The organism is Mesorhizobium sp. B2-6-4, from assembly GCF_006441495.1.
Lineage (GTDB): Bacteria > Pseudomonadota > Alphaproteobacteria > Rhizobiales > Rhizobiaceae > Mesorhizobium.
Window position 1 is genome coordinate 36,695 of sequence record NZ_VFUE01000027.1, and the last position, 12,459, is coordinate 49,153.

Here is a 12,459-nt window from a genome sequence, read left to right on the forward strand (position 1 = left end):
CCGCCTGGAATGCGCAGGATGGCATATCGGGCCGGCACGAGCCGGCGGCAATCACTCTTCGATCACGCAGCCGACGAGGTGCCCGGCCCAGGCCCGGTAACCGGCTTCCGATGCATGAAATCCGTCCGAGGCGAAGCCGGCTTCGGGATTGGTGATCGGCAAGCGCGGCGCCGGCACCGCACCGCGTTCGAGGCAAAGACGTTTGCCCATCCGGTTCATCTCACCGGCGCGAATTTCCAGGATCTTGCCGAGCAGCGGCGGCATGGCTGGCGCTTGCGTGAACTCCAGCACAGGAGACCACACCACGCGGGCCTCAGGCCATTTGGCGCGCAGGGCGTAGAGCAGACCGCCGAACGCTCTCTTGAAGCGGGGCACGGAGTGGAAATTCTTGGTGTCGTTGGTGCCAATGGCGAGCACGATATGCGTCCACGGATCGGCCGAGAGATTGGGCAGGACGTGGTCGCGGATCTGCCCCGACGTCGCCGAATTGAACCCGGCGGCGCGCCAGCGCACGGCGCGGCCGGTTCGCTGCGAGATCAGGACGGCCAGCTGCGCGGCCAGGCCATTCTCGGATTTTTCGATGCCGACCGAGGCGGCGGAGGAATCGCCCAGCACCAGCAGCCAGACCGCCGGCTGGCCGCCGGCGATCTCATGCGTGACCGGGCCTTGCGCGGGCAGCATGCGCGAGGTGCGTCGGCGCACGCCAAGCCCCTGCCAGACATAGACAGGGAAGGCGAGCCAAGTGAGGAGAGCCGGAAAGCGTCGCATCGAGCAGCATTTAACGCATGTTGCGCCGGAGGTGAACGATCCTTGCACCGGTGGCGGACGCCTTCAAGCGTCCAATGTTCGATGGGATCGCTGAATGCCTAAGCCCTGTCCGCTTGCGACCTGTTTCCATACTGGTCATGCAGCCGCACCCAGTCCATCAAGGTTCTATAAGGCCCGGTCTCGTCGCGGCCTTTCGGCGCAAGGTCGAGATATTGATAGGCGCCGATCAGCTGTTCGCTGCCGCGGGCGCGCGACATGAAGGTCAGGAAGATGTCGCCGGTCTCGTCCCGGTAGAACACGGTGGTGCCCGGCAGGTCTTTCGATTTCAGAACGGGCGTCTCGAAGTTGTAGATCGCTTCACCGGATGCGATCTGCTTGTCGGTGAACGACACCTGCATGTCGAAGTTGAAGTCCGAGGCATAGGATGAGACCCAGTCGAATTTCCAACCCATGCGCTCTCGGTAGGGCAGCAGCTCGGCGAGCGGCGCGCGTGACACCGCGACAAGTGACACGTCATGGTGTCTCAGATGCTGATTGGCACCGTCCATGTGGTCGGCGACGAACGCACAGCCTTCGCAATGATGGGTCGAGCCGGGCCCGAACACGAAATGATAGACGATCAGCTGGCTGCGGCCGGCGAACAGTTCGGCCAGGCATCTTGGACCCTGCTCGGTTTCGAAGACGTAGTCCTTTCTCACCTTCAGCCAAGGCAATTCGCGCCGTTCCGCCGCGATGCGCTCGCGAAATCGCGTCAATTCCTTCTCGCGCGCCAGATGCGCTTTGTGTGCCCGGAACCAATCCTCGCGTGAAACGACCTTGTTGCGATGCATGAACCTATCCCTGGCTTCATCCCAAGGACGTTCGGGACGGGCATGAGCCGACATCGCGCCGGCTGCGCTGGAGAGAAATAGGGATGGAGGCGCTTCATCCCAAGTCCGGCGAAGCGCAGCAAAACCCGGGCGCATGGCCCGGGTCCGATAGAGACGGAAAACCGTGGTCAGGCAGCCTGCTCCAGGCTCGGCTTCCATTGTCCAAGCGCCGCCAGATGGTTCATGTGGGCACGGTGGGTGAAGGCGGCCTGACCCGCGGCAACATTGGATGCCTTGCCGCTCCAGGCCTTCTGCGGGGCAGCCTGCAGGGCGCGGCCATAGGAGAAGGTCAGCTTCCACGGATGCGGGCCGATGGCGTTGATGGCGTTGAGGTTGGCGGTCGCTTCCTCGTCCTCCTGGCCGCCGGAGAGGAAGGCGATGCCCGGCACCGCCGCCGGCACGGCCTCACGGAACAGTTTTATGGTCTTTTCCGCGACCTCTTCAGGGCTGCTCACCGCGCCCGACTTCCTGCCCGCCAGCACCATGTTGGGCTTCAGGATCGTGCCCTCGAGCACCACCCGGGCCGCGTAGAGCTCGTCGTAGAGCTTCGTCAGCGTCGCCCTCGAGATTTCATAGCACGTGTCGATGTCGTGGGCGCCGTCCATCAGCACTTCCGGCTCCACGATCGGCACGATGCCGGCTTCCTGGCAAAGGGCCGCATAGCGGGCGAGCGCATGGGTGTTCGCGCTGATCGAGGTGACCGACGGCACGCCCTTGGCCTTGTCGATGTCGATCACGGCACGCCATTTGGCGAAGCGGGCGCCGAGCTTGTAATAGTCGGCGAGCCGCTCGCGCAGGCCGTCGAGGCCCTCGGTGACCGTGTCGCCGGGAAAGCCGGCCAGGGGCTTGGCGCCGGCATCGACCTTGATTCCGGGGATGGCGCCTGAAGCCTTGATGATATCGACCAGCGGCGTGCCATCGGCCGCTCTCTGCCGAATGGTCTCGTCGTAAAGGATGACGCCGGAAATATACCTGGTCATGGCATCGCTAGTGCGGAACATCATCTCGCGGTAGTCGCGCCGGCTGTCCGCGGTCGATTCGACGCCGATGACGTCGAAGCGCTTCTTGATCGTGCCCGAGCTTTCGTCGGCGGCCAGCAGGCCCTTGCCGTTGGCCACCATCGCGGCGGCAATGTCTTCAAGACGTTCGCTCATCGTGCTTCTCCTTGACGGTGTTGTTCTACGCCTGACAGAACACTACCGCCAAAGGAATGACGCCGGAAAGCTCCAATCGATCGAAACTCCCGGCAACGCCGCGCGCTCGCCTCGAGTTGATCGTCTCAACGCTTGAGCACGTCGACGCCCGGCAGCGGCTTGCCTTCCATCCATTCGAGGAAGGCGCCGCCGGCAGTCGAGACATAGGTGAAATCGTCGGCAACCCCGGCCTGGTTGAGCGCCGCCACGGTATCGCCGCCACCGGCCACCGAAACCAGCTTGCCGGTCTTGGTGCGGGCCGCCGCATGCCTGGCTGCCGCCATCGTCGCGCGATCGAAGGGTTCGATCTCGAACGCGCCGAGCGGCCCGTTCCAGACCAAGGTCGCGGCGCGGTCGATCCAGTCGGCAACGGCCCTCACGGTCTTTTCGCCGACATCGAGGATCATGCCATCCGCAGGCACGTCGGCGATGGCCACGGTTTCGCTGGCCGCACCCGCCTTGAATTCCTTCGCCACGACGCCGTCGACGGGCAGGATGATGGCGCAGCCGGCCTCGGCCGCCTCGATCATGATCTGCTTGGCGGTAGCGGCGAGGTCGTGCTCGCACAGCGACTTGCCGACATCGGTGCCGCGTGCGGCGAGAAAGGTGTTGGCCATGCCGCCGCCGATGACCAGCGCGTCGACTTTCTTGACCAGGTTCATCAGCAGGTCGATCTTGGTCGAGACCTTGGCGCCGCCGACGATGGCGACCACCGGGCGAACAGGATTTCCAAGGCCCTTCTCCAGCGCTTCCAGTTCGGCTTGCATGGTGCGGCCGGCAAAGGCTGGCAACAGATGCGCCAGTCCCTCGGTCGAGGAATGCGCCCGGTGGGCAGCGGAGAAGGCGTCGTTGACGAAGATATCGCCATTGGCGGCGAGCCGTTCGGTGAAGGCCGGGTCGTTCTTCTCCTCGGCCTTGTAGAAGCGGGTGTTCTCGAGCAGCAGCACGTCGCCCTTGTTCATGGCGGCGACCGCACTTCCCGCCGTGTCGCCGACGCAGTCGCCGGCAAAGCCCACGGGACGGCCAAGCACCTCGGCCGTCGCCCTGGCGATCGGCTCCAGCGAGAATTCCGGCGAGGGACCGTCCTTGGGCCGGCCGAAATGGGCGAGCAGGATGACCTTGGCGCCCTTGCCTGACAATTCAGCGATGGTCGGCGCGATGCGTTCGATGCGGGTCGTGTCGGTAACCTTGCCGTCAGCGACGGGAACGTTGAGGTCGACGCGCACCAGCACGCGCTTGCCATTGATGTTGCCGATATCGTCCAGTGTCTTGAAGCTGGCCATGCTGGTTCCTTTCGCTGAGAAATCGCCGGGACCATACCCCGCACCGACGACGATGCAAGACTTGGCTGGGGAGGGCGCGAAATTTTCAAGGCGAAGGCGAAGGCGAAGGCGAAGGCGTCGACGTCGCGAAGCGTCACGGCAGGCGGATGGGTGCGGCGCAAAGGATCGCCGTGTCAGCTTTCGGTCGTTGCCTTTTCCACCGCCGGCTCGGTTTTCTCGTCTGCGCGTGCCGCGGTGATCGGTGTTTCCACCGGCTTGCGCCAGGTTTGGACGAAAGCTTTGATCCGGTCGGCGATCTCGCCGGCGCTGAGGAAGACCGGTACCCGCGCCACGGGCGCGGTCGGTTCGAAGGAGAGGCCCAGGCCTGTGATCCTGCCCTTGTCGTCGACGTCACGCACGATCAGCTCGATCGGGCCGATCAGCACGCGGTCGGCGTATTCGACGTGGCCGCCGAGCCGCGCCGTGACCAGAGCGCCGACGGTCAGGTTCTGTTCCGCCTCGCTCAGGCCCGGCGCGTATGCGGCTTCCAGTTCGGCAGCGGAACGCGCCGGATCGACGGCGAAGGCGCCGAAGAAATCGGCGTCCTCGGGGTCGACGACGGCGCGGCTGGCGAACAGCTTGTCGAGCAGGCGTGGATAGCGGTCCGGCACGAAGATGTAGACCTGGTCGCCGGCGGCAAGCCTGCCCATGTCCTGGAAACGCATCGAGCGTCCATCGCGCAACACCAGCGAGGGCCGCGCCCAGCGCGGGATGCGCTCGCCGCGCGCCACCGGGCTGCCCGGCGCGACGCGGTAGGCGAGGAGCTCGTGATGGGCCGAGCCCGGCAGTTCGAGCTCGACCTTGTCCAGAGGTCCGAGCCGCGCCGGCACGATCAGGCCGAGACGGCGCGCCAGCGGACCAACGGTCCAGCCCTGGATGACGAGTGACACCAGGACGATGATGAAGGCAGCATTGAAGATGGTGCGGCCATTCTCCAGCCCGCCGAGCAAGGGAGTGATGGCAAGCAGGATCGAGACGGCGCCGCGCAGGCCGACCCAAGAAACGAAGGCGACTTCGGGGCGCGGCAGACGAAACGGGACCAGGCAAAGCCAGACCGCGATCGGCCGGGCGACGAACATCAGGAACAGGCCGAGCAGCACCGCCGGCACCATGATTGCCGGAAATTGCGAGGGCGTCGCGAACAGGCCGAGGATCAGGAACATGATGATCTGCGCCAGCCAGGACATGCCGTCCTGGAAGCGCTTGAGGATAGTGACGGCGCGGATGTCGGAATTACCCGCGACGAGACCGGCAAGATAGACCGCCAGGAAACCGGAGCCGCCGATGGCGCCGGCGGCGGCGAAGACCATCAGCGATAGGGTCAGCACGAAGATCGGCAGCAGGCCATGGTCGAGATTGAGCCGGTCGACGAGGCGCACGATGGCGAGGCCCCCCAGCACGCCGACAATGGCGCCCAGGCCCATGTTGATGAGGAAGCCGAGGACGAGGTTGGTGACCAGGACATTGGCCTCGGGGTCGGCATGGGCGGCTATGATCTCGACCAGGGTGATGGTCAGGAAGATGGCGATCGGATCGTTGGTGCCGGACTCCACCTCCAGCGTGGAGCGCACGCGCTCGCGCAGATTGATCTCGCCGGCGCGCAAAAGGAAGAACACGGCGGCCGCGTCGGTGGAGGCGACGGCGGCACCGAGCAGGAAGGATTCCAGCCAGGTGAGATCGAGCATATAGTAGGCGGCGGCGCCGAACAGGCCAGTGGTGAGGATCACGCCGAATGTGGCCAGAGACAGCGCCGGCCCGGCTGCCTGCCGCAAGGCATTGAGAGGCGTGCCGAAGCCGGAATCGAACAGGATCACCGCCAGCGCCAGTGAGCCGGCAAAATAGGCGATGCGGGCATTGTCGAACTCGATGCCGAGGCCATCGGTCCCGGTGGCGAGCCCGATGCAGAGAAACAGAAGCAGCAGCGGTGCGCCGAAGCGGAAGGCGATCAGGCTCGAAAACGCGGCGACGACGACAAGCGCGGTGCCCACCAGCGTGACGAGATAGATCGCATGCTCCATCCGTGACTTGTCCCCTGCCTCTTCTCTCGATTCAAGGAAGAGTGGGGCGAAGGCATGGCCGGCGCAAGGCGGGAGAGCGGTTTTTTGGGCCGAAGCCCCACAACTTCATCGTCCTTGGGCTTAGCAGGAGCGAAGCGACGCGTTGCCGAGCACTCCGACGAAAACGCCCGGACGAAACCGGGCGTTTCAAGTCTCTGGAAGATGGGCCCGCGATCAGGCGATGGTCTTGCCGAAGGCGACCGCGGTATCGCCCATGCGATTGGAGAAGCCCCATTCATTGTCGTACCAGGACAGCACCGAAACGAAGTTGCCGTCCATCACCTTGGTCTGGTCGAGCGCCACGATCGAGGAGTGCGGGTCGTGGTTGAAGTCGATCGACACGTTCGGATGATGGGTAACCGACAGGATGCCCTTGAGCTTGCCATTGGAGGCGGCGATCACCGCCTCGTTGATCTCCTGCGCCGACGTCGAGCGCTTGGCGATGAACTTGAAGTCGACGAGCGAGACGTTCGGCGTCGGCACGCGGATCGAGATGCCGTCGAGCTTGCCCTTGAGCTCGGGCAGCACCAGGCCGATGGCCTTGGCGGCACCGGTCGAGGTCGGGATCTGCGAGAGTGCCGCAGCGCGGGCGCGGTAGAGATCCTTGTGCATGGTGTCCAGCGTCGGCTGGTCGCCGGTGTAGGAATGGATCGTCGTCATCATGCCCTTTTCGATGCCGACCGTCTCGTGCAGGACTGCGGCCAGCGGCGCCAGGCAATTGGTGGTGCAGGACGCGTTCGAGATGACGATGTGGTCCTTGGTCAGCTTGTCGTGATTGATGCCGTAGACGACGGTGAGGTCGGCGCCTTCACCGGGCGCCGAAACGAGGACGCGCTTGGCGCCGGCGGTCAGGTGTGCGGCTGCCTTGTCGCGGGCGGTGAAGATGCCGGTGCATTCGAGCGCGATGTCGACGCCGAGCTCCTTCCACGGCAGCTGGGTCGGATCCTTGATCGCGGTGACCTTGAACGTCTCCTTGCCGACGGTGATCTGGTCGCCGGAAACCGATACTTCGTGCGGGAAGCGGCCGTGTACGCTGTCGTAGCGCAGGAGGTGGGCGTTGGTTTCAACCGGGCCGAGGTCGTTGACGGCGACGACGTCGATGTCCTTGCGGCCGGATTCATGGATGGCGCGCAGGATGTTGCGGCCGATGCGGCCGAATCCGTTGATGGCAACTCTGACGGTCATTTTTCTCTCCTTGGGAGCTGGAGGGCAGACGATTGGTCCGCAGCTTCATAGCGGCGGAAGCGGAAAGAATCCAGCCGCGGCGACGTGGATTTAAATCGATTAGGTCAGGCCAGTCCGGCGGAACCGCTGTACGCGGTTTCGCCGAGCGTTCTTGTTTCATACATGTCGCTGTCCCAAAATCGAGATACACTTTTGGGCAACAAGCACGGCCTTACTTGCCATGCAGGCGGGCTTCCGCCGCCTTGGCGGCCGCCTCGGCGGTGATGCCGAAATGCGGATAGAGCTGCTCGATCGTCCCCGAGGCGCCGAAGCCGGTCATGCCGATGAAGATGCCATCGGAGCCGATGAGGTGATCCCAGCCCTGGCGGATGCCGGCTTCGATCGCCATCTTCACCTTCGCATTGCCGATCGTCTTGCGGCGGTAGTCCTCGCTCTGCTTATCGAACAGTTCGAAGCAAGGAACCGAGACGACGCGGGTCGGATGGCCGTGCTTCTCCAGGAGGTCGCGGGCGCCGAGCGCGATCTCGACTTCCGAACCCGTGGCGAAGATCGTCACCGCGGCTTCGCCGCTGGCGGCGGCGAGCTCATAGGCGCCCTGGCTGCTCAGGTTCTTCTCTGTGAATTCGGTGCGCACGGTCGGCAGGTTCTGTCGGGTCAGCGCCAGCGTTGACGGCGTCTTTTCCGATTCAAGGGCCAACTGCCAGCATTCGGCGGTCTCGACCGCGTCCGCCGGACGGAACACGTTGTGGTTCGGGATGGCGCGCAGTGCCGCCACATGCTCGACCGGCTGATGGGTCGGGCCGTCTTCGCCGAGACCGATGGAATCATGGGTCATGACGAAGATCGAGCGGATGCCCATCAGCGAGGCCAGCCGCATCGAGGGGCGGGCGTAGTCGGAGAAGCACAGGAAAGTGCCGCCATAGGCGATCAGGCCGCCATGCAGCGTCAGCCCGTTGATGGCGGCAGCCATGCCGTGTTCGCGGATGCCGTAGTGGACATAGCGCTGGCCGTAGTCGTCCGGGGTGATGTTCTTGGTCTGGCTGGTCTTGGTGTTGTTGGAGCCGGTGAGATCGGCCGAGCCGCCGATGGTTTCGGGCACGGCGCCGTTGATGACTTCCAGCGCCATTTCGGAAGATTTGCGGGTGGCGACCTTCGGCTTGTCGGCGGAGAGCTTCTTTTTGTAGTCGGCAATGACGGCGTCGAAGTTGGACGGCAGCTTGCCGGCAACGCGGCGCTCGAACTCTGCCCTGAGCTTGGCGTCGGCCTTGGCGAGGCGACCTTCCCAGTCGGCGCGCGCCTCGGCGCCGGCCGTGCCGGCCGTGCGCCAGGCATCGAGGATGTCGGCTGGAACCTCGAAGGGGGGTGACTCCCAGTTGAAGAACTTGCGCGCGCCGGCGATCTCGTCGGCGCCGAGGGGCGAGCCGTGCGCCTTGTTGGTGCCGGCCTTGGTCGGGGCGCCGAAGCCGATGGTCGTCTTGCAGGCGATCATCGTCGGCTTGTCGGAATGGCGGGCGGCTTCGATCGCATAGGCGATGGCTTCCGGATCCGTGCCGTCGATGTGGCTGGCGTTCCAACCGGAAGCCTGGAAGCGCGCGACCTGGTCGGTATTGTCAGCCAGCGACACCGGGCCGTCGATCGAGATGTTGTTGTTGTCCCAGAACACGATCAGCTTGTTGAGCTTGAGGTGCCCGGCAAGCGCGATCGCCTCCTGGGAGACACCTTCCATCAGGCAGCCGTCGCCGGCCAGCACATAGGTGTAGTGGCTGACGAGGTCGTTGCCGAAGGCGGCGTTCATGATGCGCTCGCCGAGCGCGAAGCCGACAGAATTGGCAAGGCCCTGCCCGAGCGGGCCGGTGGTTGTTTCGATGCCAGCGGCGTGGCCATATTCGGGATGGCCGGCGGTTTTCGAGCCCAACTGCCGGAAGTGTTTGATCTGGTCGATCGTCATGTCTTCGTAGCCGGTCAGGTAAAGCAGCGAGTAGAGCAGCATCGAGCCATGGCCGGCCGACAGGATGAAGCGGTCGCGGTCGGCCCAATGCGGCGCCTTGGCGTCGAATTTCAGGAAACGGGTGAACAGCACCGTGGCAATGTCGGCGCAGCCCATGGGCAGGCCGGGATGGCCGGAGTTCGCCTTCTCGACCGCGTCCATGGAGAGAAAGCGGATCGCATTGGCCATCCGGTCATGTTGTTCACGCGACGTCATGGTTCCTCCGGGGTGGGGTTCGGGGCCTTGGGAGAGCCCTTGAAAAGCGTGCGCGACACATAGCAGGCGCGCACTTTTAGTCAACAAACCGGTGCGCATTTGCCGGCCTTGTGATGCCGCGGGCAGGCCTATATTAGCGTTAGCAGGGGACAGTCGCGAGAGCTTTGTTGACGTCGCCTTCACCCGGTGCCTAATGTTTCAGAGATAACGCGTTCTGAACGCGAACGATTCGGTGATGGGCAGGGCACAGGACGAGGCCATGACCGGGGAAACGACACTCAAGGAAGTCATCGCAAGGCTGGGCAAGGCCATGGAAGGCCTGGAAAACGCCGTCGCGGCCAAGCTCGAGCATGAGCGCGATTATTCGGAAGCCGAGGCCGAGGTGCAGCGGATGAATGCCGACCGCTCGCGGCTGGCGCAGGAGCTCGACAATTCCGAGGCGCGCGCCGAGCGGCTGGAGGATGCCAACAAGGAAGTGTCGCGACGACTGGTGACCGCCATGGAAACCATCCGCGCTGTGTTGGATAGGTAGGCTCATGGCACAGGTCACGGTTTCCATCGACGGCAAGCAGTATCGGATGGCCTGCGACGAAGGCCAGGAAGAGCATCTGATCGATCTCGCCGAGCGTTTCGACCGCTACGTCTCGCATCTGAAGGATTCATTCGGCGAGATCGGCGACCAGCGGCTGACGGTCATGGCCGGCATCATGGTCATGGATGAACTGTCGGAGCTGCAGAAGCGCGTCAAGGGCATGGAAAGCGAAGTGCTGACCTTGCGCAAGACCCGCGACGAGGCGCTGACCAAGGCCGACAAGAGCGACAGCGTGCTGACAAATGCGCTTGGCGCGCTGGCGCAGCGCATGGAAGATCTTGCGGCGACGCTGGCCGTCAACAAGGCATAAGCGGTCTCCTCGGAAATTCCTGCCGAACTTGGCGGCAAGAAGAGAAATTTTTTCGCGGGCGCGACGGGCGCCTGTGGCTTTAGGCATTTGTGGGTTGCCGCCGAGGTGTTAAAAAGATTTGAGCGCTCGCCAGCCGTTGCCGGCAACATTTCAAGGGTAGGGAAACAACATGAGCCTTCGCATCAACGATATCGCCCCGGATTTCACCGCCGAGACCACGCAAGGACCGATCAGCTTTCACCAGTGGATCGGTGACGGCTGGGCGGTGCTGTTCAGCCACCCGAAGAATTTCACTCCCGTCTGCACGACCGAGTTGGGCACGATGGCGGGACTCGAGGGCGAGTTCAAGAAGCGCAATGTCAAGATCATCGGCATTTCGGTCGATCCGGTCGAAAGCCACGGCAAATGGCAGGACGATATCAAGACGGCGACCGGCCATTCGGTGAACTATCCGCTGATCGGCGACAAGGATCTCAAGGTCGCCAAGCTTTACGACATGCTGCCTGCTGGTGCCGGCGAGACCTCGGAAGGCCGCACGCCCGCCGACAATGCCACCGTGCGTTCGGTCTATGTCATTGGGCCCGACAAGAAGATCAAGCTGGTGTTGACCTATCCGATGACCACGGGCCGCAACTTCGACGAGATCCTGCGCGCGGTCGATTCCATGCAGCTGACCGCCAAGCACCAGGTGGCGACGCCGGCGAACTGGAAACAGGGCGAGGACGTCATCATCACCGCGGCCGTTTCCAACGAGGACGCCATCAAGCGCTTCGGCGCCTACGAGACCATCCTGCCCTATCTCAGGAAGACCAAGCAGCCTTCCGCGTAAAGCGGCTCTCCGGTTCACGGAAACGGCGAACCATCTCTTTGTTTTTGCGCAATTCCTTGGGCAAAGCGCCACGCGCCTTTCCCGGGAAACCGCTTGGAATTGCTCCAGTTGCCTGGCCGGCATTTTTCGACTTCCGTCGCTTTTCTGGCAAGGCGTGCTTGACGGCAGGGCCCCGCTAGACAAGCATGCTCTTATGTTGCTCTGGCAGAGAAAATCATTCCTGTCTGGCTAACGGAGGGGACGTCGGATTGGACATAGGTTCGGCAAAGCCTGAGGTCACCGGTTTCCACGACAAGCCGACCGGCGCCATCCAGTATGTCGTCGCCGACCGGGTGACGAAGCGGTGTGCCATAATCGATCCGGTCCTCGACTTCGACGAGAAGTCCGGCGCAGTTTCGACAGCCAATGCCGATGCGCTGCTGGATTTCGTCAGGGCGGAGGGACTGAGCGTCGAATGGATTCTCGACACCCATCCGCATGCCGATCATTTCTCGGCCGCGCAGTACCTGAAGCAAAGGACCGCGGCGCCGACGGCGATCGGCGAGAGGATCGTCGAGGTCCAGAAATTGTGGAAGGCGATCTACAACTGGCCGGATTTCCCCGCCGACGGCTCGCAGTGGGACCGGCTGTTCGGCGACGGCGAGGTTTTTCGGGTGGGAACGCTTCCAGCAAGGGTGCTTTTCTCGCCCGGGCACACGCTGGCGTCGATCACCTATGTGATCGGGGATGCAGCCTTTGTTCACGACACGCTGTTCATGCCCGACAGCGGCACGGCAAGGACGGATTTTCCCGGCGGCAGCGCCGCGCGCCTGTGGCACTCGATCCAGGGCATTCTGGCCCTGCCGGAGGACACGCGCGTCTTTGTCGGCCATGATTATCAGCCCGGCGGGCGCCAGGCATTATGGGAGAGCACGGTTGCCGCGCAGAAAGCCGACAACATACATCTTGCCGCCGCGCGCGGCGAGGCCGAATTCGTTGCCCTGCGCGAGGCGCGCGACCGGACATTGCCGATGCCGAGGCTGATCCTGCATGCGCTGCAGGTCAACATGAATGGCGGACGCCTGCCGGAACCGGAAGCCAATGGCCGACGGTATCTGAAATTTCCGCTGGATGGGCTTTGAAGCAATCACG

General features: G+C 63.8%; 11 protein-coding genes. 4 read left to right on the top strand and 7 right to left on the bottom strand.

All coding sequences use genetic code 11. The features are described 5' to 3' along the window. Nucleotides 1–51: 51 nt before the first annotated feature. The 7 genes from FJ426_RS27950 to tkt form a co-directional block, all read right to left on the bottom strand. Nucleotides 52–768 carry an SGNH/GDSL hydrolase family protein gene (locus FJ426_RS27950; protein WP_140561548.1) on the bottom strand — a complete coding sequence of 239 codons (717 nt, stop codon included), beginning with the start codon at nt 766–768 and terminating at the stop codon, nt 52–54. A 98-nt stretch (nt 769–866) separates the two neighbouring features. Further along, the gene (locus FJ426_RS27955) at nt 867–1,598 is read right to left on the bottom strand and encodes a thioredoxin family protein (protein ID WP_140561549.1); all 732 of its coding nucleotides are present in this window, start codon (nt 1,596–1,598) and stop codon (nt 867–869) included. Nucleotides 1,599–1,765: 167 nt separating this feature from the next. After that, nucleotides 1,766–2,791: a class I fructose-bisphosphate aldolase gene (locus FJ426_RS27960; RefSeq protein ID WP_140561551.1), complete on the bottom strand. Its 1,026-nt coding sequence runs from the start codon at nt 2,789–2,791 to the stop codon at nt 1,766–1,768. 125 nt (nt 2,792–2,916) lie between these two features. Then, nucleotides 2,917–4,113: a phosphoglycerate kinase gene (locus tag FJ426_RS27965; protein ID WP_140561553.1), complete on the bottom strand. Its 1,197-nt coding sequence runs from the start codon at nt 4,111–4,113 to the stop codon at nt 2,917–2,919. A 173-nt stretch (nt 4,114–4,286) separates the two neighbouring features. Continuing rightward, nucleotides 4,287–6,170 (bottom strand): potassium/proton antiporter, encoded by a 1,884-nt coding sequence (locus FJ426_RS27970; protein ID WP_140561554.1) that lies wholly within the window; start codon nt 6,168–6,170, stop codon nt 4,287–4,289. Between the two features lie 213 nt (nt 6,171–6,383). Beyond that, complete coding sequence (gap, locus tag FJ426_RS27975; RefSeq protein WP_140561556.1) at nt 6,384–7,394, bottom strand: type I glyceraldehyde-3-phosphate dehydrogenase; 1,011 nt, start codon at nt 7,392–7,394, stop codon at nt 6,384–6,386. A gap of 211 nt (nt 7,395–7,605) precedes the next feature. Then, nucleotides 7,606–9,597: a transketolase gene (tkt, locus tag FJ426_RS27980; protein ID WP_140525465.1), complete on the bottom strand. Its 1,992-nt coding sequence runs from the start codon at nt 9,595–9,597 to the stop codon at nt 7,606–7,608. Nucleotides 9,598–9,856: 259 nt separating this feature from the next. Between tkt and FJ426_RS27985 the strand changes: the two genes are divergently transcribed. From FJ426_RS27985 to FJ426_RS28000, 4 genes are all read left to right on the top strand, one after another. Then, nucleotides 9,857–10,129, top strand: coding sequence for a DUF4164 domain-containing protein (locus tag FJ426_RS27985; protein ID WP_023763725.1), 273 nt, complete (start codon nt 9,857–9,859; stop codon nt 10,127–10,129). A gap of 4 nt (nt 10,130–10,133) precedes the next feature. Continuing rightward, entirely contained in the window at nt 10,134–10,499 is a 366-nt protein-coding gene (locus tag FJ426_RS27990; protein WP_140500552.1) for a cell division protein ZapA, read from the top strand. A 169-nt stretch (nt 10,500–10,668) separates the two neighbouring features. Continuing rightward, complete coding sequence (locus FJ426_RS27995) at nt 10,669–11,328, top strand: peroxiredoxin (protein ID WP_140500553.1); 660 nt, start codon at nt 10,669–10,671, stop codon at nt 11,326–11,328. 248 nt (nt 11,329–11,576) lie between these two features. Then, nucleotides 11,577–12,449 (top strand): MBL fold metallo-hydrolase, encoded by an 873-nt coding sequence (locus tag FJ426_RS28000; RefSeq protein ID WP_140500555.1) that lies wholly within the window; start codon nt 11,577–11,579, stop codon nt 12,447–12,449. Nucleotides 12,450–12,459: the final 10 nt, after the last annotated feature.